Raw genomic sequence first — 23,190 nt, forward strand, 5'->3', positions numbered from 1 at the left:
GATGTAAGATTTTTCCTTTACAGATTGACCAAAATATATGCTTAGACTTTTATAGACCCAACTTTCTACATTGACCCTATAATTGAATTATCTTATTTAAGGCAGGGTGTTCTATGCTGTCGATAATTTTTTTCCCATTCTATTAAATATTTATAATTAGTACCGGGGTAAGAATAATAAGCCAGGCAATTAATACCGAACTCTTATATAACCTTATTCATAATTTACAAAATATTCATATATAGTTAAAGTGGATATACCTTATTAAAATTAATTCTTTTGGAATATCTTTTTTAGCAGAATTCTTCTTTTTGAATGTACTGGGAAAAGTATTTGATTAGTAGGGGGGTAGTTTTACCTTAAATTTGAATGATGATTTGATAAAGAGTTATGAAATTATTTGACCAACAATCTTAAAATTCTCGATAAACTGGTATAACCTCAAGCCCTTTTGCACTGAGCTTTTTCTTTACTTGTGTGTAATTTCGGGTAAAGCCTAGTAGGTAGCCACCACCACCTGATCCGCATAGCTTTAAAAGGTAATCATTTTGCTTTAATCCTTTTTCCCATATTTGGATAAATTCCGAAGGAATCATTTCCTTAAGATAGTTGAGTTGAAATTTAGATAGTTGTTTTACATTTTTGAAGAAATGGTTTAAGTCACCACTTAATAGTGATTGTATACATTTGTTTGTAGTGGGAATTAACTCTTCTTTTAGCAGTTTAGAGAACGAAGGGTTTAGACACTTCTGCATAAATAAATCGACTAATGGAGCTGTTTTTCCAACCTGATTGGTGTTCACAATAAAAACAGCATCGTCAGATTCAATGTTTTTACGAGATATCCCAATGCTTTGTATGTTTTGTTGATCCTCAATAAATAAAGGGTGATTTAAATAGCAAATTAGGGGATCAATACCCGAACTTTTACCATGAAAGAAGGACTCTAGTTTTGAGAAATGTTTTTTAAGTTCTTGGGTTTCATCATTGGTTAGGCCCGCTTTTGATTTAATCGGATTTATTCCATACTCTTTGTAGATGGCAGCCACTAATGCACCACTACTGCCCAATCCGTATCCTTCAGGAATTGAAGATTCAAAATATAAACCGTTCTCAACATCCTTTATAAAAGTTCTTGTGTCGATAATATCAGTAGCATTTTCATCTAAATATTTAGCATACGATTTAAGGTGCTCGTTTGAATTATGAGCAAAGTTTAAATTGGTATAACTATCCTTTTTTATAAAACTCAAGGAGCCATTAAAATGACTATAAGGGATGGTTAATCCGTTTGAATCTAATAGAATTGAATACTCTCCAAAAAGGAGCACTTTAGCATGAAATATATTGTTACTAATAGACATATATTATTTTCGTTTGTAATCTTCTTTCTAAAAAGATTCCGTCTTAGTTTCTCAAGTTATTGTTGAGGCGTTTCGTTTACTAATTTATCTTTGGACCCAAGCCTATGTAATCGTGAATTGCGGTATTATCGCTACAAAACTTTCCTAAGTCACCATCGATAAACTCCTGTACTTGCTTTTTGTTCGATTCAGGATACAAAACATGAATATTAGGACCTGCATCAATGGTGAAACAGAGGTCTATATTTGTTTCCTTCCTAAAATCTCTAATCTTATTAATAATAGCTAAGGAGTTTGGTTCCAGTAGGCAATAGGATGGGGTAGAGCTCATCATTAAGCCATGCAAGCTGAGTGCTTCTAATTCTGTAATTTCTGTAAAGCTTGTCCAATTACCCTGCTCAATTGCTTCTGTAATTAATTTCATGTTAGCATGCGCTTGCCTTATTCGTCCTTCCTTGTATGGGTGATTCTCCATCAATTGGTGACCAACAGAACTACTCACACTTTTTTCCTTTTTACTCACTAATAGAATCGAATCATGAATGTTTTGAAAATTTGGATGTATTTTTGTTTTCAAAGGCTGTGCATACTTATTGCTACTACCATTAATAATGGGAGTTTCTCCCCAAGTATTCCATGCTCCATAAACAGATCGACACGCACTACCAGAACCCAAACGAGCCATCTCAGAAATAATTGGTATACTTAGTTTTTCTGCAGTAATTTGAGTGTGAATTTTGGCTAAGGCTATTGCTAAAGCGGCATAACTACTTGCTGATGATGCAATGCCACTTGAGTGCGGAAATGTATTTGAGCTTTGTATATTTAAATAGAAACTCTTTAACCAAGGCAATTTGTTTTCTATTCGATTAAAAAAGGTAACAAGCTTTTTCTCAAATGCTTTATTGGTTATGTTTTCGAAAGCAAAATCGTACGAGAAAGTATCCTGTAAAGGAATACGCTTGTATTGAATTGAGGTTTGGGTAATGGCGTTATTTAGCGAAAAACTAATGGAAGGATTTTCCGGTATTTGAATATCCTTTTTTCCCCAATATTTTACAATGGCAATATTTGATGGAGCAGATACACTAACTCTTCCTTCGGTTTTTATAAAATTAGTTTTAGTCATTCTGTAATATGATTTGGTCGTAATTGAATATGATTTCGAAGCCTTTATCAGTAAAATAATTTCTTACATATGCTTCATTTTCGTAGGTTGCTGCTAAAAAGAAATCACCTCCCCATGCACCTAAGGATTTTGTTGTCCCTCTGAAATCAGAGAAAAACTGTTTTCCCAAGGGTTTTTGATCAATTAATTCGCCAATGGTATCTTCATGCAACTTAATCAGCTTAATAAAATCATCAATATTATTAGTAAGTGAGATAAGGTCGCTTAATTGGCTTACCGATGTAATTGTTCTGTTTTGAATGGGCTTATCAATAAATTTTGAAATAGCTTTTTGCGAACTTACTTTTCTGCCCGAATAGATAAAAAAGAGTTGGTTTTTAAAGCTTGGCGAAAATTGAACCGCCTTAAAAAACGGCTTCTTATTATTTAATTCGTAAAATATAGGACTATCTATTCCAGCATTTGCTACATCATATCCTGATCCATTGAAGGTCTTCAATTGCAATTCATAAGCATCTATTTTAAAATATTGCGATAAGTTATAAATGAGGGTAGAGCTGCTTCCTAGTCCCCATGCCGTATCAAAATCTATAGTTGTAATGAATTTTTTTCCTCCAAGGTCGGAAGCGTTAATTGTACTTTGAATTAAGCACTGCTTTAAAATGGCTTGTAAACGTTCTGCAAATTGATTGTCTGTAGTTTCAATTATTTTTAACGATTTATCGAGCTCTACTTTGTGCCATAAGCCATCTAAATTATAACTCTCCCATAAAATCGTTTCACCGTTATGTGTATATACTTCCAAATCTTGTCCGTATTTGGTGGGTAGAGATAATCCTTTAGCTCCTTTTAGTATCAGGTATTCGCCTGATAGCAATAGTTTGCCATTTCCCCTAGACTTAAAAATTGCCTCTTGTTTTTCCATCTTAGGAACGAATTTTAGCTATAAATGATTTTACAGCTGAGTGGCTGATCGTATTTGAATTGAAATGATTCTCAGCTTCTTCTTTTTCTTGTGCGTTGCAAGCAAATTCTTCGAGTATATTAGATAGGTGCATTTTCATATGTCCTTTTTGAATACCACTGGTAACCAAGGCTGCAATTGCAGAAAAATTATTGGCCATACCAGCAGCAGCCATTATTTGCATTAGCTCATGAGCATTTGGCGACTGAAGTAATTCTAATGCATTTTTTGCCATTGGATGCAGTTTAGTTAATCCTCCAACAGTTCCAACAGCCAAAGGAACTCGTAATGTATATTTAAAGTTGTTTTTATCCAGCGTAATTTCAGTTAAGCCCAAATATTTTCCATTTTGCGCAGCATAGGCATGAACACCAGCTTCAATAGCACGAAAATCATTACCTGTAGCCAATACTACAGCATCAATTCCATTCATAATACCTTTATTATGCGTAACTGCACGGTGTGTATTGGTGTTGGCAATATCTACTGCATTTTTAAAGCGTAAGGCAAAATCTGCAGCAGAATAGCTTCCTGCATAGGGTGTTAATTCATCAATACTGCATTCAATTGTGCATTCAACTACGCACTCGGGCGTATAGTTTGATAAGATGGCCATGATTATTTCAGTAGATGTATCATCGCTAGAATTGAAATGCGTGGATACAAATTCTTTCAGAGCTTCACCCATTGCCTCAAGGCAGGAGTTAATAAAATTGGCGCCCATTGAATCTTTGGTCTCAAAATCTACTAAAAGACAAAACAGATTATCATCAGCTGTATTTTCTTTTAGCAAATCCATACCTAATATACCACCACCGCGTTTTTCCATGCTGGCAGTAATGTCCTTAACTGAATTGATTAAGAAGTTATCGATTTCAGATTTATGAAGAATGAGTTCTTCATAAGCAATGTCTGTTTTAAAGAAGAGTTGACCTGCTTTTTTAGAGGATATTACTTTGGTTCGAAAGCCACCCCTTGAACTCCAAAATTTGGCAGCCTTAGATGCCGCAGCAACAACAGAACTTTCTTCAATAACCATTGGTATTGCATACTCTTTGTTATTGATTACAAAGCTCGGAGCAACACCAAAAGGCATGTAAAAGTTGCTGATTGTATTCTCAGAAAATTGATTGTATTTTTCCTGTAAATCAGGATGAATATGCTGCGTTATAGTTTTATTAAAGTCGGAAGATAAACCATAAGCTGCGGTAAGCTCCTGTACTTTTTGTTTAGCTGATAGTTTTGAGAATCCTTTTATCATTATTCTAGTAATTAGCTAGTTGTTGATAGTTATTTCTTCTTGTAAGTATTATTGTCTGACTCTTAAAAAATGACTTGCCAATTTATAGCCTTCTACCAATTCACTCACAAATTCATCAAGATCATCGAAATCAATGATGGCATGTTTTAAGAACTCAGAACCCATTCCAATTACTGCAGGAAGCTTACTTATTTGCGTTAGATAATATCCATCCAATACATTGTTAATGCCGCCTGAAATAATAAGTTGTTTGCATTTAGGTTCTATTTCTTCCAGTATATGATTTACCATTAAGGTCATTTCTTCAGCAGTATGGCCCACATACGAAAAGCTATCTGATTGTTCGTAAATATTTGTATTGCGAAGCTGCTCAAGTTTGGTAAAATTAGTTCCTCCAAAGGCACCAAATTCAATAGCTTCAATATCTAACTGTAGTAAAGCTTTCAGACTTTCGTATCCCATTCCTTGACCAACTTCTTTTACAATAATAGGAATATTGAGCTTGCTGATTAGCTTTTTTATAGTTTCAATGGGCGCATATTTAAAGCGGTCGCCTTCTGGCTGAAAGGCTTCTTGCAATGGGTTGATATGAATAATTAATCCATCGGCTTTAAGTGTATCATTTAGATGGAGTATTTTATCTGTTTCATCATTATCAATCAGCTGTTCTAATTGTGCAATTCCTAGGTTGGTATAAAAGGGCTGCTCATCACCAATTAGCGAACGTACATTGAAATCCGATAAATTTCTATCAGAATCGAGCAAAGATCGGCACGAGCCTAAGCCCATTCCTAAACCATACTTTTGAGCTACTTTAGCTAAATTTCTATTGATTTCATTGGCATGTTTAGTGCCTCCCGTCATTGAGGAAATCCAAAACGGGTGTTGCATAGTTTTGCCTAAAAATTTAATGGGCGATGTTTCTCCGTTTGGATGCGCCGCCAATAAAGGTTCGTAACTAAAACGCTGATCGTTTTCAGAGTTACTTAAGTTTGCTTTAAAAGCTAATGCTATATGGTCTTTCTTTCTATCTTCCATGGTTAATTATAGTATCTAGACATTAGATTAAGATTGTATCCTTACAAGGGATTAATTCCTTTTTGAATGTATAGAATTTATTATGTTGCAAAATAATAAAATTAATATCAGCTAATGTCTAGATCAAAATGAATCTTAAACACCAAGGTGCCTTGAAATAACTAATTTCAATATTTCACTTGTTCCTTCCCCAATTCTTAATATACGATGATCGCGATAAAAGCGCTCAATATCTGCACCTTGAAATAAGCCTGCTCCTGCAAATATCTGTACTCCTTCGTCGGATACATTTTTAGCCACTTCGGAACAATATAATTTGGCCATAGCAGCTTCTTTGCCGAAAGGCTGTCCGTTATCCTTCAACCAACAAGCTTTGTATAATAAATTACGAGCCAATTCTATTTGTAAATCCATATCGGCAAGTTTAAACTGCACTGCTTGAAAGTTGTGAATAGCCTTTCCGAATTGCTGTCTCTCTTTTGAATAGGCAAGGGCTAATTCAAACGCACCCTGAGCCAAACCTAATCCCATGGCAGCTATGGATAAGCGTCCTGAATCTAAGGTTTTTAGCATCTGAGATAAGCCTTTGTTTTGTTCGCCTAATAAATCATTATCACTAACGAGACATTTATCGATTTTAATTTCCGCTGTATCAGAAGCGCGCCACATCATTTTGCCTAAAGTTCTTTTAGTAGAAAACCCAGTAGTATTTCTATCTAAAATAAAAGTAGAGTAGGAGGCTTTTCCATTTTTTTCGCCAGTTTGCGCTAAAACTGTGATGCCAGCCATCATTTTGCTACTGCCATTTGTAATGTAGCGTTTGGTGCCATTAAGCTCCCAACCTTCAGCGGTTTTAGTAGCGCTGGTTTCAACACCTCTAGCATCAGAACCTGCATTTTCTTCGGTTAATCCAAAAGCCCACAACTTGTCACCATTTAATAGCGATGGCAGTAGTTTTTGCTTTTGTTCTTCGGTTCCATAATTATAAATGGGCGATACACCCAAAGAGTTATGGGCAGCCATAGTTGCGGCCTGAGAACCATCAACTCTAGCTATTTCTTCAACAGCAATTATATAAGATTGTGTATCTAATCCTTGTCCACCATATTTTTTATCAAGGTCAATGCCATATAAGCCTGCTTGGCCCATTTTTTGCGACAGTTCAGTTGAGAATATTTCATTGGCATCGAGTTCTGCAGCAAGGGGTTTTATTTCTTGTTCGGCAAAAGATCTTACTTTTTGTCTGAATGCTTCTTTTTCTTCTGAGTAATATGGATTCATTAATTTGTGCTTTTTAATATCGTTAGTGTGATTATATATGTCTGAATTTCTATTCGGTTTCTACTAATATTTGATCCAATTGAACCTGATCATTTACAGTTATATTGATGTTTGTAATTGTGGTATCTTTCCATGCAAGAAGATTATTTTCGGTTTTCATAGCTTCTAAAATCATTAGTGTATCACCTTTTTTTATCTGATCACCTTCGTTAACCAATATCTCAATTATTTTTCCTGGTATAGGCGCTTTCAACGATTTTATAGTATTAGTACCATTGGCACTAATTCGTTTTATCCGTTCAGGCTTGTCGATAATCAGATGTTTTTCTCCTTTATATTGCAAGTAAAATGCCCCTTCTTCGCTAATAAAATAATTCAACTTAGCGAATACATCATCTATAATAAAACTCAGCTCATTTTGTTCAATTTGAATATTAGTAACCGAAAGCGGATTGCTATCTTCAAATTTAAAGCTTAAACCAGTTTTGTGGTGATCAAGCAAACTGGAAGGCACTTGTACACTATCCATATTCAATACTGCTTTAGCATATTGTCTCCAATAACCAAGAGAATGCCATGTTGAGGAAGGTGTGTTGCTTGGTCTGTTTTTTAATGCCCAATATGCTGCGGTTAATACGGTTTTTGTGTTCGTCGATAGGATTTTATTGTTTGATAAAAGTGCTGTTTTTAGTTTGCAGAATGCCGTTGATATATTAGCGTTTATATAATCTTCATCATTAATTATATTTATTAAGTACTCTCTATTAGTGGTAACTCCAAACAGGGCGTATTCGTTTAAAAACTTTTGCAATATTGAAATGCTTTCCAATCTGGTATTGCCTTTAGCAATTACCTTTTTAAGGAGCGGATCGAAATTAGGATTAAGGTTTTCTGTTGCTTGTGCACCACCATCAATTCTGATATTATTATGATGCGGAATATGTGTAGTTAGTATTCTACCGAAAGAAGGTTTAAAATTATCTTCGGGGTTTTCGGCATAAATACGTGCTTCTATGGCATGTCCGCAAACTGCAAGTTGATTTTGGTTGAATGGCAGCGCTTTGCCTTCGGCAATTTTAATTTGTTGCTCAACAATATCAATACCTGTGATAACCTCAGTGACTGGATGTTCTACCTGAATTCTAGTGTTCATTTCAAGAAAGTAGTGCTCCCTATTATTGGCTAATAGAAATTCGATGGTACCAGCATTTTTGTATGAGATGCTTTTAGCGAGCTTAATGGCATCGGCATAAAGCTTGGATTTTAGTTCCTCGCTTAAGTTCGGAGCTGGGGCTTCTTCAATTATTTTTTGATGGCGCCTTTGTATCGAACATTCGCGCTCATATAGGTGCAAGGTATTACCGTGTTCATCAGCCAATATTTGCACTTCGATATGACGTGGATTTTCAATGTATTGTTCGATATATACTTCATTGCTTCCAAAGTATCGTAACGATTCTTCTCCTGCACGCTTTATCTCAGAAGGGAGATCATCTAAATTGCGAACAATTCTCATTCCTTTTCCGCCACCACCCATGGCAGCTTTGATTACAAGCGGTAATTTTAATTCACCGGCCTGTGATATCATTTCATCAATAGTACCACTTATTTTTTTAAGTAGTGGCACTTTGTTTTGTGCAGCTATTGTATTGGCTCTGTTTTTATTACCCATTAACTGAATGGCTTCAGGAGAAGGGCCTATAAAAATGATATTATTATCGATACAGTGTTGGGCAAAAGTTGAGTTTTCAGATAAGAAGCCATATCCAGGATGAATGGCATCTGCGCCATATTGTTTTGCGATAGCTACAATTTGTTCTATATCGAGGTAACTCGATTGCAAATCATTGCCACGCAGTAAGGCCTTAAAGTTGGCTTTCTGTATGTGCAAGGCATGGTCTTCTTGCTGCGTATATATAGCAACAGTTTCAATGCCTAATTTATGCGCTGTTTTAATAATGCGAACAGCAATCTCTCCTCTGTTCGCAATCAGTATTCGTTTTATCATAATGATAATTTACGTGAGTTCTTAATTTGAGTTAGATTCAATCCAATAGGGTTTTCTTTTCTCTAAAAAAGCTTTAACTCCTTCTTGTCCTTCGCTCGAAGTTCGTGCTCCGGCAATAAGTCTGGCGCAAAAAAGGTGTGCAGTTTCTTCTTCTACATTTTCCTCAAGGCGATGGATCAAATCTTTGGTTTGAATAATTGCTGCAGGTGCGGCCTGTGCAATAGATTGAGCAATTCTTATGGTAGTTTCTCTGAGGCTAGTTTTTTCTGTTATAAAGTGCACCAAACCTTCGTTTAAGGCTTCTTCAGCAGTAAAAGGGTCGGGTATTAAAAGACGTTTGCGGGTGTTGCTACTTCCCATTTTTGTTAGAATATAAGGTGCAATAGTTGCCGGAATGAGTCCTAGTTTGATTTCAGGAAAACCAAAAACTGCATCTTTATCAGCTATTACAATATCAGAACATGCCATTATTCCTACAGCGCCACCAAATGCAGATTTCTGTACCTCGCATAAAACTGGTTTAGGGAATTTATGTATCAGATTGAAGAGGGTAGTAAACAATTTAGCATCGTTAATATTGCGTGTTTTATCTTGCACAACACCTTGTTTCATCCACTCTAAATCGGCACCAGCGCAAAATGTTTCGCCTTCACCATAGAGTACTAAAACTCGGATATCTCTATTGGCTTTGCTAGTTTCTAAAGTCTCAATTATTTCTTCAATTAATACTCTATTTAAAGCATTGCGTTTTTCTGGTCGGTTAAGACCTAAATAAGCAATTTTGTTTTCAATAGAAAAAGTGATCGTTTGCATATATATCTGTTTTAAGGTTTCTATTATATACAGGTAATTTTTTACATTCTAAAAATGCCGTAATTAGATTTTTTGTTGGGTTTGTTTTGGCTGATACTTAAACCAATACTTAATACCAACCTCGTATCTTTAGGATCAATAATTCCATCATCCCACAAACGACTAGTGGCATAATAAGGAGATGCTTGAGATTGATAACTCTCTACGGTTTGCTCTTTAAGTTTTGCAATATCTTCTTCAGAAATTTCTTTACCTAGCGCTTTGGCTTGATCCTTTTTTACGGTAGCCAATACCTCTGCTGCTTGTTGCGGCCCCATTACCGAAATACTAGAATTGGGCCAAGAGAATAACAAGCGAGGGTTGAAGGCTCTTCCGCCCATGGCATAGTTTCCGGCACCATAACTCCCCCCAATCATTATGGTAAAGAAAGGTACTTCGGAATTGGCCAAGGCGTTTACCATTTTAGCACCATCTTTGGCAATTCCTCTTCGTTCATACTCTTTACCAACCATAAAGCCGGTAATGTTTTGAAGAAATACCATTGGTATATTGCGAGAATTACAGAGTTGTATAAAATGTGCCCCTTTTTGTGCAGACTCTGAAAAAAGAATGCCATTATTAGCAAGTATACCAACATTATAGCCGTTAATATGGGCAAACCCTGTAACGAGGGTAGTTCCGTAATTGGCTTTAAACTCATCAAACTTGCTTTCGTCAACAATAAAATCGATAAGTTTTTTAACATCTTTCACAGAGCTTCCTGGCTCTGGCACTTCCGAATACATATCGTTAATATCTGTCAGAGGGGCTTTGGCTTCTTGCTGTTGCCTACTATTATTTTTAGTTTGTGGTAAAGTTTTAAAAATAGTACGGCAAATTTCTATGGCATGGTGGTCGTCGTCTGCTAAGTGATCTGCAACTCCTGATTCAGTAGTGTGTAATAGTCCACCACCTAATTCTTCAGGACTAACTTCTTCTCCGGTTGCCGCTTTTACTAATGGAGGACCGCCTAAGAATATGGTACCCTGGTTTTTTACTATAATTGTTTCATCGCTCATGGCCGGAATATATGCACCACCTGCAGTACACGATCCCATTACGATACTAATTTGTGGAATGCCCTTTCCGGATAAACGCGCTTGATTATAGAAAATGCGTCCAAAGTCATTCTTGTCAGGAAATACATTGGCTTGTTCTGGTAAAAAAATACCGCCTGAGTCTACCAAGTAAACACAAGCGAGGTTATTTTCTTCAGCAATTTCTTGGGCTCTGAGGTGTTTCTTTATGGTTTCTTTTACGTAGGTGCCACCTTTGGTTGTGGCATCGTTAGCTATAATAATGCTCTCTATTCCGTTGATAATTCCTATGCCAGTAATTATACCCGCTGAGGGAAATTGATTGTCATATTGATCAAAGGCGGCAAGGGCTGATAATTCAATAAAAGGGGTTCCTTCATCCACTAATAAGTCGATACGTTCGCGGGCCAATAATTTGGCTCTGCTTTTATGACGTGCCTTTTGTTTAGCATTTTGCTGATGTATTGTATTGAGAGTCTCCTTAAACGCATCCACTTTTTGCCGAATTGTGTTTAATTGAGTGTCGTTATCGCTTTTATTTATACTCATTATATTAATAGTTCGTTAGTTTTCAGTCAGATGTTAGTAGTTAATATACTTTCAGAACCTTTGCTAACTATTGTTATTATATAAGATTAATACCTCTAATAGTGATAAACTAACCGTTGATGCAGAAAAATGTTTGATGGTAATTCTATTGAATCTATATAAATTCTATACACAGCTTGGTTTTATATTTTTAATGGATAAATTTTGCCGCTGACTACCAGCTAAAAACGAATGAACTGACTTAATAATTTGAAAGACAAAATAAGTTTTACTTCATTTGCACACTCACATTGAAGCATATGGATATTCGAATTTTACTTAAAAAATTATTACCCGGCTTAGCGCCTTTACTTGTTTTTATATTAGCAGATAGTATTTGGGGTACAGAAGTGGGTTTAATTGTAGCAATAGCCTTTGGAGGTATTGAAATAGTTTACAGCTTAATAAAGGGTAAAAAGCCCGATAAGTTTGTATTGTTTGATGTGGGCCTATTGGTTCTAATGGGCTTGGTATCTATTGTGCTAGAAAATGATGTGTTTTTTAAACTTAAACCAGGTATCATTGGCTTATTATTTTGCGCGATATTGGGCATATCAGCCTATGGTAAACAAAACATCATGATGATGATGGCCGGCCGATATATGAATGGTATGCAGTTTAGTGCTTGGCAGCAATATGAAATGCTAAAAAGTATTAGAACAATATTTTGGTTGGTTTTGGGGCACACCTTATTGGTTTTTGCAGCAGCCTTATTTATGAGTAATGCTGTTTGGGTAGCCATAAGTGGACCCGGATTTTATGCACTTTTTGGTGTGTTTTTTGCGTTTGAGTGGTATAGAAAGAAACAACAAGGAGCCAAGTATGGGAGAGAGGAGTGGTTACCTATTGTGAATGAAGCGGGTGCTGTTGAAGGTAAAATGCCCAGAAGTGTGGCGCATTCAGGATCAAAAATATTACACCCTGTAGTGCATTTACAGGTTTTTAATAGCAGAGGAGATTTGTTTTTGCAAAAGCGAGCGATGAATAAATTAGTAGCACCCGGTAAATGGGATACCGCGGTTGGTGGGCATGTTACCGATGGTGAATCTATTGATTTATCGCTACAGCGAGAAGCTTGTGAAGAGATTGGACTAAAACAATTTCAGGCCGAACCTTTTAAAACTTATGTGTGGGAATCGGATATTGAAAGAGAACTTGTGTTTGCTTTTACTTGCATTAGCGATGAAGCTCTGAGTTGTTCGCCCGATGAAGTTAGTGAAGGTAGGTTTTGGACTATCGAAGAGATTGAAGAAAACCTAAATTCAGGCTTATTTACTGAGAACTTTGTGCATGAGTTTCCGATGCTGATGAAATGTATTGATACAAAATAGGGAAAAACATTTTTAAGGCATTAAGGTCTAATGGGTATATGTATTTTTTTAAATACTATAGCTAAATCCAATATGAAATTGGAATAAATTACAAGAAAAGGATGACCAATATTCTGGTCATCCTTAACTACATTCACAACTACACAGTCACACTACTAACTGTAAATCTTTAATGAAATGTTTTACTACTAGCCTTGGGCTACTTTATTTCACCCAAAGGCTAGTAGACAGTAAAAACCGAGCTTATGGTTAATAAGATTATCTATAAAGGATAATCGTTATTGTTGTTTTTCTCCACTAATTGCTTTTGTTATGGCTTCTACATTAAACGATGCTGGTTTTTGGCGTTGCGGAAATTCTTCAAATGAGCTTACCATTTTCTGTACCTCCCATGCTGCCTTGTAAATAAAGTAGGCGTGATCGATATACCAATCGTAATAAGTATTTGAGGTTACATCAGCTTCTTCAAAAGGATCTTGACGCAGATTAAACAGTTTAGGCGTACGTAGGTCGGTAAAATCTTCCATCCAAATTTGTAAAGTTCCTTGAGCTCGCTGTTCTGAGAACATAATTTTCCAATCTCCCATTCTAACTGCTGATAAATCGCCATCATCAGTAAAATAAAAGAAGTTCTCTCTCGGACTCTCGTCTGTTTCTTCCGTTAAATATGGTAAGAAGTTATAACCATCAAGATGTACCTTAAATGTTTTATCGCCTATTTGTTTCCCTTTTTTAAGTTCTTCAGCAATGTTATCGTTACCTGCTGCTGCAGCAAATGTTGGCATCCAATCGAGGTGCGACATCATGTTATTTACTGTTTTCCCAGCAGGAATATGACCCTTCCACTGAATCATAGCAGGAACTCTAAAACCACCTTCCCAGGTTGTGTTTTTTTCACTTCGGAATGGTGAAGTTGCTGCATCGGGCCAAGTGTTTTTATGCGGTCCATTGTCTGTTCCGTACATAATAATGGTGTTCTCCATCAAACCTAAACGCTCTAATTCATCTAGTATCATACCCACATGCTCATCATGCTCCATCATGGCATCAGCATAAAAGTTTTGACCAGATTTACCTACTGTTTCCTTTTTAACATGCGTGCGGAAGTGCATACGTGTTGAGTTGAACCATAAAAAGAAAGGTTCGTCATCCTTAGATTTTCTATCGATGTAATCAACAGCAGCTGCAGCAAATTCATCATCAACCGTTTCCATACGTTTTTTGGTAAGGGGGCCTGTATCTTTTACCGGACCATCAGCCTCAGAGTGAATTACGCCACGAGGGCCAAAGAGTTTTTTAAATTCAGGGTCTTTCGGATAATCAACATTTTCAGGCTCTTCCTCAGCATTTAAGTGATAAAGGTTGCCTAAAAACTCATCAAAACCATGATTGGTCGGAAGGTATTCATTTTTATCACCCAAGTGGTTTTTACCAAATTGAGCGGTGTTGTAACCCATACCTTTTAAAACCTCAGCTATTGTAGGATCTTTTTCTGACAAGCCAACTTCAGCACCCGGCATTCCTACTTTAGTAAGTCCGGTACGTACTGGCATTTGACCAGTAATAAAAGCAGAACGACCGGCAGTACAACTCTGTTCTGCATAAAAATCAGTAAATTTAACACCGTTTTGTGCAATGCGATCAATGTTAGGGGTGTTGTAGCCCATTGTACCCATGTTGTAAGCACTAATATTCCAAATACCTATATCGTCACCCCATATTACAACGATATTTGGTTTTTTATTTTTTGCTGACAAAGAAACTGTCATAACCATAAACAGCATTGCTGTTATCGATAAAATTCTTTTGCTCATAGTATAATAACTTTTTTGTTTTTTACTGTGAGCAAAAGTATATTGCAATGGGGCGTGTTTTTAACTCCATTTATTCAGTAAAGTATTCCATTTAGTCGGAATAAATCATATTTATGAAATTTTAGTTAATGAATAATAATTTTCCTTTAATAGTACGAGAATTCCGAAATAAACTAGGACTTAAGGATACGAATAATAACGATCCTATCATTTATAATGGAAAAAAAGGCGAGCTGTTTGCCTTTAATAAGGATTATGATGATGGATTGGAGATTTTATTATTGCATGGTAAACTTAGCGATGATTTTTCGTTGCAAGGGGTGCCAATTTCGAGTAATGATAAATGGGTGCTATCTTTTACCATAAATGTAAGAATACAAGTATTCGAAAAAGACATACTGCAAACAGAAATAAGAAATGGTGATGCAGTGGTGATGTACAATCATCACTTTGGTTTTAATATGCGTTTAAAAGCCAATGAGATGTTTTTTATTTGCTCTATTCGTTATCAGCAAAACAGCCTAAGCAAGTTAAAGCACATTATAGCACAAGAGGGTTTTAAGATTTCTGCAGACCAAGAGAAATTCTTATTTGTGAAACTGTTTGTGTCACCCGAAATTAGATCAATATTGACTCAAATTGGGGGTAATAGAAATATGGGCGTAAGTTTATTGCATGAATATTTATATGCTAAGGCCAAGGAATTGAGTATTCTGCATCTGTATGATATTTCGGTAGGGAATAGTAAATTATTAGCAATTAATGAATATAAAATGCAACTGGCACAAAAGGTACGTGATCTTATAATAAGCGATCTTAGTAAGCATTATTCTATTCAAGATTTATCAAAGAGGTTTTTAGTAAGTGGCACCGTAATAAAAGAAGCTTTTGTAAAGGTGTTTGGTATACCTATATATAGTTTTTATCAAGAGAAGCGCTTAACGGTGTCTAAAGATTTATTAAATAAGCCCGATATGTCGGTTACAGAGGTAGCTTATAATCTTGGTTTCTCATCGCCTAGCAACTTCATTAAGTTCTTTAAAGCCAAAACAGGTATGAGTCCATCGCAATATCAGAAGAAAGTATAGTTCAAGAGTTTCATATTTTAATATGGGGTAAAATAATGCAAGTATCTGATAAAATACATCAAGTAAGTTGCGTATGAAGCTTGTTTATTTGTAGTGCATTTGAAATAACATCTAAAATCTTAAGAAATATGGACTACAAGTTTAGCCACGTTGGTATACCAACTACGGAGAATAAAAAATGGGATGGCTTTTATGAACCCGGAAAAATACATTATACTGATTTTGCCAATGATGCATTCAAAATCGAATTTATTCAGTGTGATGCAGATAGTAATATGCCAGAAATGTTTCAGAATGTGCCTCACGTAGCCTACGAGGTAGATAATATTGAGGCGGCCTTGGAAGGCAAAGAAATATTGGTTGAAACCTTCTCTCCGGGCGAAGGAGTGCGTGTAGCTTTTATAGTACACAACGGAGCACCTGTTGAGTTTATGGAGGTAAAATAGTTTAAATAGGTACAAATGCCAGTTCATAAAATATGTGTTGGTATTTGTATGTTACAAATTTAGCTGTTCTAATAAAAAAGATACCCGTTTACACCACCTTGTAAATACAATTTTGGCTTGCGCACTTTTTCACCATCCTCAAAAAGATAGGGTAAACCATTTTCTTGCAACATGGGCACATGGGGGTTTCCGCCTAGTTTAGAGTCTTTGCTTCTAATAATCATATCGTGAACCATTCTGTTTTGAAACAGATGGCGAATTTGCTCGGCATCAATACCTAATTCGGCATTATACGATTGCGAAAAATTACCAGCCTGCTCATATCTAAATGCCATAATGCCGTGCGAAAAGCGCCCGTAATGTGCATCGCGTAAATCTTTGTATCCATACCTTGCGGGATAATCAGAATCTTTTACTTTTTTGGCTTTGCTACATTTGCCTGTCCAGGTGGTCGATTGCAAAGCCAATTGCTTATCCTCTTTGGTGTATAAAAAGGCAAAAGCACCGGTTCTGTATTTATCCTCGTGTCCCTTTATAAAGCCCAGAATGTCGTTTTGAAACAGGAAACTCACTTCATCAAAATGAAGCACCAATTCGCCGGTTGCCTGCGTGGTTTGTATATCGTTCCAATACCATCTGAAGTTATATCCGCCCGAATATTTATTGCTATTCATCAATGAATACTCATTAATGTATGTTTTGTATTGGTTGGTTTGGTCGCCCGATATATGAAACCCAGCAAAGGTTTGAAACTCTTTACTGCTAATTTTAGGGCCAAGGTTTCGCCTGTTAAAGTATATGGCCGCACCTTGGTTGAGCTGATAAAAGTTATCGTAGTAATAGAGCTGATAGCTTAGGCCGATACGCTGTATGTGAGTGCCAAACTGAAATATAAGTCCAAATTTAGAACCAAAGTCGGATGCCTTACAAAGGACAGGTATCAGCAATATAATGAGGATAGTGGTTGTTCTTTTCAACATCGATAGTTAGTGTTTTCAGTAAAGGTACAAATAAATTGTAAGGCTTAATATTTTCTGAATAAGAGTTGCTTTTTGCCATCATACCTAAGTTTTGCACCATCATATCTCACTTTTGCGACTTTGATTCGCCATAATATGGCAAAGATGCCAATCAATTCTCTTTAGGAACATAACATTGTAGATGAACATAACAGAAGTTTTGCTATTTTCATACCTGAATTAAATATTCTAGCTTGTGTATATCTCCATTGATGATGAGTATTCAGGAAATATATTAGGGTGGTATTGAGAATGAGTATTAATAGCATACGGTAGTTGGCAACGTTATGAAAAACAAACAGAACAATATAATTTTTTGAAAGCCGCACTGCTAGAAGAAAGTGAAATTTATTATGGATAAGAATTACTATCAATAAAAAATAAACGCCATAGGCTTGAATAAAAGTTTATGGGTAAATGTTGATAATATTATACTAAACTGTGAATATACTTTAAACAAACAATGAGACAGATTCTTTTTATAGCGTTATTAATATTGGCCACATCTTGCAATCGAGCAGATAACTTTTCAACTTATACAAAGTTTATTGAAGGATATTATAATAAGGGTTTTAACAGCATTTCTGATTATCTGAACGACACTATTACTATAAAGGATGATGGGTATGAAAAGAAATACACAAAATCAGATTTCCAAGTATACTACCAATGGGACTCCGTTTTTCAACCTACTCATGAAATTCTGGAAATTTATAGGTGTGATAGTATCATAGATGTTGTTGTATCTATATCATCCAAACGTTTTGAATTTCTTGAAAACAATCCAATGATAACACGTCAGAATATATATTTAAGCGAAGGAAAAGTTACTGTAATTGAATTTGTTGAGAGTAAGAGTGCTGATTGGAAGGTTTGGATAGAGCGACGTGATTCTCTTGTAAAATGGATTGACAATAACCATAAAGAATTATCGGGGTTTATATACGATATGACAAAAGAAGGTGCCGAAGATTATCTAAAAGCTATTGACTTATACCAAAATGAATAGTTAAAACCCGCACAATAATGAGGCATAAAGCCCAAGTATCAGTTATAATCAGCAGCGCATTATTAGAGTTATTGCACCTGGTGGCAAAAAGAGATAGCAGGAAACAAACAGTTAATGAATTTGAGATATGATAAAAAGAAAAGTTTTAATCTTATTAATCGGGCTAATGGGAGCAACTTTATTACACGCCCAAACTGAAAGTAAAATAATAATTAATGAAGATCTTCAATTAACTCAAATCCAAGATTCAATTTTTATTCATAAATCATGGAGTCATACAGAAAGCTTTGGTAGAGTTTCTGCAAATGGATTAATTGTAATAAGAAATGGACAGGCTATCATGATTGATACTCCCTGGAACAACGAAATGACAAAACAATTGATTGAATTTATTGAGGATTCATTAAATGTTCAGTTTGTGAAATTTATTGCAGGTCATTACCATGAAGACTGCATTGGTGGTTTGGATTATCTTCAAACGCGAGGCATCGAAACAATTGCCAATAGTCTTACCGTAAAAAAATGCAAAGAGGATAAGCTCCATGTTCCTTCCACCTCATTTGTTGATTCTTTAATAATTGATTTTAACGGACTTAAACTTGAGTGCAGATTTCTGGGTGGGGGACATACATTTGACAATATCACAGTTTGGATTCCTAATGAACAGTTATTATTTGGAGGTTGTCTTATTAAATCTTCTGATTCAAGGAATCTAGGGTATATAGGAGAGGCTGTTTTAGAGGATTGGGATTTCACGGTAAAAAAGGTAATGGAGCAATATGAGAATATAGAAGTTGTTATTCCAGGACATGGCAACTACGGAGGTGCTGAATTATTATCACACACAATTGAGTTGCTTGAGAAACATAGGAATAAATAACTACGTTAGAGTGCATTTGAGCCTTAGTTGCTCATACGAGTTTTGTGGTAGTTTAAGAGGAAACCTCAGGCAGTCGGCTACCATTGTTGTACTCACTTATAGTATAGATAAAAACCACAAGTGACTGCTAAAACAATAATACTTTTTATTGCATCATCGCTATTTATGTTCAGAAAATATTAAGTTTAAATAAAAGTTCGGCACAAGGGGATTTTAGAGCTTTGTTTTTTTAATTATTTCTATCTTTTATCCGAGTCGTTCAAACCCATTAATCAATTAATTAGTTGTGGATAAACAAGAGTTTTTAGACGATTTACACCAGTTAAATGAAGACTTTAAAAAGTACTTTGAAGTAAAGGATAGCTTTACCGCAGACTTGTCTTTAAAATTATGCGACTACGCCAATAAACGATATCCCCAATTGTTAGAAAACGCAGAAGCTTTAAGCCAGATTAAAGAAAAATCGGAGGTGTTATCCTTAATGGCATTCGATTACTTGATAAACGCTAGTGATAAGGAAGATGATATATTTGCTCAGAAAACAACATCTTATATCCCCAAAATTACTACACGAAGTGAAAGTGAAATTGAGTTGCAAGATTTCTTAAATGACATACCCATAGCTCTGCATGAATCTGCAACACGAATACATTGGATAGAGTATGAAGATGTAATAAAGCAACAGAAACTAGATAAAGAAGCTCACGATTTAGTTAAATCAGTACTTGTAAAACATTTCGAAGAAGAAATAATGGAGTTTAATAGCTCAGAATTTCATTATATAGATAACATAACTTGGTCATTTGTTACCGAATTATTTTTAGAGGAAGTTTATGCATGTCTTCGTTAACTGATGCCTCAATGGAAACAAGTTGATGGCTAAACTTAGACAAAAGGATATTATTAATGTGAATCAAGGCTTGAAAAGCTTTTAATTAGAGCGTCTCCTGTTTCAGGAAATGGGGCTGTAGTTATAAGTGCTGTTAAAACTCTAGTTTGTAATTATTTCATCAGATACTATGGCATCACTCTCTTCGAACATTGATTTAGAACTTCCGTAAATCACATAATCGTTGTAAAAAGCCTCGTTTTTGCCTTTCCAAATCAACTTACCCACTTCGCTGTTTCGTAAATTTGTTAGTTTAACATGATCAAACATAATTGTTTAGATTTTGGTTGATTTATATGAGGTATACGTAAGGCTATATTAAAATAATTTCACATCGTATAGCTGATAATCAGTGTTTTTAGGGTTGAATAATGAGCCTTCGTAGCTACTCTGACGCAAATCTGCTGCAAATCTGCAGGAAGTTTGCGTCAGCGACGCAAATCCGCCGCAAAGTTGCAGGGAGCTTGCGTCAGTGACGCAAATCCGCCGCAAAGTTGCAGGAAGCTTGCGTCAGTGACGCAAATCCGCTGCAAAGTTGCAGGAAGCTTGCGTCAGTGACGCAAATCTGTTGCAAAGTTGCAGGAAGCTTGCATCGATGCAAATCCGTTGCACGGCTGCAGGAAGCTTGCATCAGCGATGCAAATCTGTTGCACGGCTGCAGGAAGCTTGCATCAGCGATGCAAATCTGTTGCACAGTTGCAGGAAGCTTGCATCAAATAAGCCCCAAAGCGCCTGACGCAAATAAGAAACAAGCCCACATCACTCTTATTTTTAAAGCACTTAAGGCGGTAAGCGTTTACGAAATGTTTATATATTTGGTTTTTGTAAATATATCACGAACTAGTGGGATATTTATTAGTTAGCTCCCATATAAAAAGAATAGCATGAGAATATTTAAACAATTGATAGTACTACTTGGAATAATGAATTTACTATCGTGCTCACATAATATAAATGTAGACGAAGAGTTTGGGAATATTCCAGAAAATCTAAAAATTGTTTATAAAGAACTTGGTTCTAAAAAGCAACATTTTACAATTGATGCAACGCAATCTAATACTATAGTTGGCAACCAAGGAACCGTTTTACTTGTGCCAGAGAACTCGATTGTAGATTTTAATGGTAAACTTACTCAGAGTGTAAATATTGAATTAAAGGAAAACTTCACTATTAGCGATTTTATTTTTTCAAATTTACAGACTCTTCATGGAAACGATATACTTGTTTCAAATGGTATGATTCATTATTCAGCCAAAGACTCTAGCGGTAATGATTTGAGGATTAAAGATGGACATTCTATTCGAATCCAAATACCGCAAAAAGATATTAATAATAACAACTTGATTTTTATTGGTGAAAGAGATATTTCTGGTACTATTAACTGGTCTAATGCAGAAGAGCCAACCAAGACATTAGTACCATATCCGATTAAATTTATAAGTAAAAACAGATATTGGACTGAGTGTTTGGATTATTATGGAATTGTTTCTGATACAACTGACTTAAAACATTACGACTATAATTACTTTGGGAACATGAAGGACTTTGAAAATACTATTCTTGCAACGAAAGAATTTAAAGATAGGTTTAGTTGGACTTGCTGGGATTCTGTATTTAACCTATATGTTAACAACCTTGAAAAAGAGATGTGGGTAATTGATGAAATGGTTATAGAATTTTTAAAGAGAGATTCTATAAGAAGTGTAAAATGGTGGCTAGAAACATTTGATTCAAATAAATACGTTAAAAATAAAGCGATTGAAGACATTAAAAAGTTTAAGGGTTGGGAAATTAAAATGTTCCAAGAGTTTGCCTCTCAGAAGTTAACTACCATTGATTCAAAACTTAAAATAGATACATCTGTAATCAAAGATATAAACCAAGCATTCATTTCATATGACGGATTAAAATTTGGGTGGGTAAATGTTGACTATTTTTATAATAATCCAAAATCAGAACAAGTTAAGTTAGTTGCTCATACAAATTTGAGTAACGCCGTAGTAAATCTCATTTTTAAGAATGATAATGTTATACTTAACGGACTAGAAAAAAGAAAGCAAGAATATTGGTTTACCAAAGATTTAGAAGGGTATAATAGATTACCAATTGGAGACACTGCAATAATTATTGGGATTGGGCTAATTGATAATAAGTTAGTCTTTGACAAAAGAGAATTTATCATAGACGGTGATAAAACAATCAACCTAGATTTTCAAGAAATAACTGGAGAGAATTTAGCAAACGAACTAAAAAAATACGGGAGCTAACAAAAAATAAAGGGCATAGGCTGTGAGTATAGATTTGGGCGTTTAGTTCGTTTAATAAAATCGCCGAAACTTTTGTTTGGGCTAGTGAAAAGAATAAATTTATAGCCTAAACAAAATTTCGGCTCTGTTGGGTTTTGGTCGGTTTGGCTTTTCAAATCGCTTACAGCTTCATCCAGTTAACGTTGTAGGGCATTTGAAGCAACGTTTCTGCAAACAGTAAATGGAATGATTATTAAATAAATTGATTTGAAAGAACTACAAAGATTAATATTGATTCTTTCTGTCGGACTGATTTTAAAATCATGCGGTGGATTTGGTTTTCTATATCAAAAACACTTGACTGATGATGTTTGGTTGATTGCGGTAGATGAAATAGAACAAATGAGTGTAAGTTTAAAGGTTTCAGAAAATGGATATTCTGGTTTGATAGATGAAACAGTTTTCGCTGTCGGATTTAACAAAAACTATCTAATTGCAAAACAGCACCCAAGAAAATTCCCTGAACCTCCACAAAAGGATTCAACTAATTATTACATCATTGATTTAAATAAGATTCGACAAGAAAAAGCAAATTTTATTTCGAAAATTGATACGATAAAATATCGTTCAGTTTATAAGGACATTAACGGTAAAGATTCGTTAGGAAAAGAAAATGTTCAGATAACGAAGTCCAAATATGTGCCTGATTCTCCGATTAAAATGTCGTATGATGAATACCTGATTCGAAGAAAAAAAATAAATCTGCCTGATGATTTAGGCTTTAACTATATCCTTGATGATTTGAGGTGAAAAAAGGATTAGTGAAAAAGACATTTATAGGTTTAGGCATCATCTCATTAGACTTGATAGTTTATTCTAATATAAAAAACCACGTCCTCTGGGCGTGGTCAGAGTCATTGGGCTCCGCCTTAAAATGACTCATAGC

At 35.4% G+C, this 23,190-nt stretch carries 20 protein-coding genes; 8 read left to right on the forward strand and 12 right to left on the reverse strand.

The window, feature by feature from the left end; genetic code table 11:
• Positions 1-413 precede the first annotated feature (413 nt).
• The 9 genes from QMO11_RS21205 to QMO11_RS21245 form a co-directional block, all read right to left on the reverse strand.
• Positions 414-1,364: a mevalonate kinase family protein gene (locus QMO11_RS21205; RefSeq protein ID WP_282039901.1), complete on the reverse strand. Its 951-nt coding sequence runs from the start codon at positions 1,362-1,364 to the stop codon at positions 414-416.
• 79 nt (positions 1,365-1,443) lie between these two features.
• Complete coding sequence (gene mvaD / locus QMO11_RS21210) at positions 1,444-2,493, reverse strand: diphosphomevalonate decarboxylase (protein ID WP_282039903.1); 1,050 nt, start codon at positions 2,491-2,493, stop codon at positions 1,444-1,446.
• Positions 2,486-3,418 carry a GYDIA family GHMP kinase gene (locus QMO11_RS21215; protein WP_282039905.1) on the reverse strand — a complete coding sequence of 311 codons (933 nt, stop codon included), beginning with the start codon at positions 3,416-3,418 and terminating at the stop codon, positions 2,486-2,488. Before QMO11_RS21215 ends, mvaD begins: the two co-directional genes overlap by 8 nt.
• 1 nt (position 3,419) lies before the next feature.
• Entirely contained in the window at positions 3,420-4,718 is a 1,299-nt protein-coding gene (locus QMO11_RS21220) for a hydroxymethylglutaryl-CoA reductase (protein ID WP_282039907.1), read from the reverse strand.
• Between the two features lie 48 nt (positions 4,719-4,766).
• The gene (locus QMO11_RS21225; RefSeq protein ID WP_068475354.1) at positions 4,767-5,756 is read right to left on the reverse strand and encodes a beta/alpha barrel domain-containing protein; all 990 of its coding nucleotides are present in this window, start codon (positions 5,754-5,756) and stop codon (positions 4,767-4,769) included.
• Positions 5,757-5,891: 135 nt separating this feature from the next.
• Entirely contained in the window at positions 5,892-7,037 is a 1,146-nt protein-coding gene (locus QMO11_RS21230; protein WP_282039911.1) for an acyl-CoA dehydrogenase family protein, read from the reverse strand.
• A 49-nt stretch (positions 7,038-7,086) separates the two neighbouring features.
• Positions 7,087-9,045 (reverse strand): acetyl/propionyl/methylcrotonyl-CoA carboxylase subunit alpha, encoded by a 1,959-nt coding sequence (locus tag QMO11_RS21235; protein ID WP_282039912.1) that lies wholly within the window; start codon positions 9,043-9,045, stop codon positions 7,087-7,089.
• Between the two features lie 21 nt (positions 9,046-9,066).
• Complete coding sequence (locus tag QMO11_RS21240; protein WP_282039913.1) at positions 9,067-9,858, reverse strand: enoyl-CoA hydratase-related protein; 792 nt, start codon at positions 9,856-9,858, stop codon at positions 9,067-9,069.
• A 41-nt stretch (positions 9,859-9,899) separates the two neighbouring features.
• The gene (locus QMO11_RS21245; RefSeq protein WP_282039914.1) at positions 9,900-11,483 is read right to left on the reverse strand and encodes a carboxyl transferase domain-containing protein; all 1,584 of its coding nucleotides are present in this window, start codon (positions 11,481-11,483) and stop codon (positions 9,900-9,902) included.
• 299 nt (positions 11,484-11,782) lie between these two features.
• Between QMO11_RS21245 and QMO11_RS21250 the strand changes: the two genes are divergently transcribed.
• Positions 11,783-12,853, forward strand: coding sequence for a septation protein IspZ (locus QMO11_RS21250; RefSeq protein ID WP_282039915.1), 1,071 nt, complete (start codon positions 11,783-11,785; stop codon positions 12,851-12,853).
• 278 nt (positions 12,854-13,131) lie between these two features.
• Here the strand turns inward: QMO11_RS21250 and QMO11_RS21255 are convergent, their stop codons facing one another.
• Positions 13,132-14,667, reverse strand: coding sequence for an arylsulfatase (locus tag QMO11_RS21255; protein WP_282039917.1), 1,536 nt, complete (start codon positions 14,665-14,667; stop codon positions 13,132-13,134).
• 128 nt (positions 14,668-14,795) lie between these two features.
• On the opposite strand from QMO11_RS21255, the gene QMO11_RS21260 reads away from it, so the two are divergent.
• Both QMO11_RS21260 and QMO11_RS21265 read left to right on the forward strand, forming a co-directional pair.
• Positions 14,796-15,755, forward strand: a complete 960-nt coding sequence (locus QMO11_RS21260; RefSeq protein WP_282039919.1) for a helix-turn-helix domain-containing protein — start codon at positions 14,796-14,798, stop codon at positions 15,753-15,755.
• Between the two features lie 128 nt (positions 15,756-15,883).
• Positions 15,884-16,201 (forward strand): VOC family protein, encoded by a 318-nt coding sequence (locus QMO11_RS21265; RefSeq protein ID WP_282039921.1) that lies wholly within the window; start codon positions 15,884-15,886, stop codon positions 16,199-16,201.
• Between the two features lie 68 nt (positions 16,202-16,269).
• Here QMO11_RS21265 and QMO11_RS21270 read toward each other — a convergent pair whose 3' ends face one another.
• Positions 16,270-17,181, reverse strand: coding sequence for a polymorphic toxin type 23 domain-containing protein (locus tag QMO11_RS21270; protein ID WP_282039923.1), 912 nt, complete (start codon positions 17,179-17,181; stop codon positions 16,270-16,272).
• Positions 17,182-17,683: 502 nt separating this feature from the next.
• On the opposite strand from QMO11_RS21270, the gene QMO11_RS21275 reads away from it, so the two are divergent.
• The 3 genes from QMO11_RS21275 (at position 17,684) to QMO11_RS21285 (ending at position 19,959) form a co-directional block, all read left to right on the forward strand.
• Positions 17,684-18,229: a hypothetical protein gene (locus tag QMO11_RS21275; protein WP_282039925.1), complete on the forward strand. Its 546-nt coding sequence runs from the start codon at positions 17,684-17,686 to the stop codon at positions 18,227-18,229.
• A 127-nt stretch (positions 18,230-18,356) separates the two neighbouring features.
• The gene (gene bla / locus QMO11_RS21280; protein WP_282039927.1) at positions 18,357-19,109 is read left to right on the forward strand and encodes a subclass B1 metallo-beta-lactamase; all 753 of its coding nucleotides are present in this window, start codon (positions 18,357-18,359) and stop codon (positions 19,107-19,109) included.
• Between the two features lie 286 nt (positions 19,110-19,395).
• Positions 19,396-19,959: a hypothetical protein gene (locus tag QMO11_RS21285; protein WP_282039929.1), complete on the forward strand. Its 564-nt coding sequence runs from the start codon at positions 19,396-19,398 to the stop codon at positions 19,957-19,959.
• 141 nt (positions 19,960-20,100) lie between these two features.
• On the opposite strand, the gene QMO11_RS21290 is transcribed toward QMO11_RS21285, so the two are convergent.
• Positions 20,101-20,268: a hypothetical protein gene (locus QMO11_RS21290; protein ID WP_282039931.1), complete on the reverse strand. Its 168-nt coding sequence runs from the start codon at positions 20,266-20,268 to the stop codon at positions 20,101-20,103.
• Positions 20,269-20,882: 614 nt separating this feature from the next.
• Between QMO11_RS21290 and QMO11_RS21295 the strand changes: the two genes are divergently transcribed.
• Positions 20,883-22,265 (forward strand): hypothetical protein, encoded by a 1,383-nt coding sequence (locus QMO11_RS21295; RefSeq protein ID WP_282039932.1) that lies wholly within the window; start codon positions 20,883-20,885, stop codon positions 22,263-22,265.
• Positions 22,266-22,511: 246 nt separating this feature from the next.
• A complete protein-coding gene (locus QMO11_RS21300; RefSeq protein ID WP_282039933.1) occupies positions 22,512-23,054 on the forward strand; it encodes a hypothetical protein in 543 nt (180 codons plus the stop codon).
• Positions 23,055-23,190: the final 136 nt, after the last annotated feature.

Source organism: Saccharicrinis aurantiacus, assembly GCF_947489045.1.
GTDB lineage: Bacteria > Bacteroidota > Bacteroidia > Bacteroidales > Marinilabiliaceae > Saccharicrinis > Saccharicrinis aurantiacus.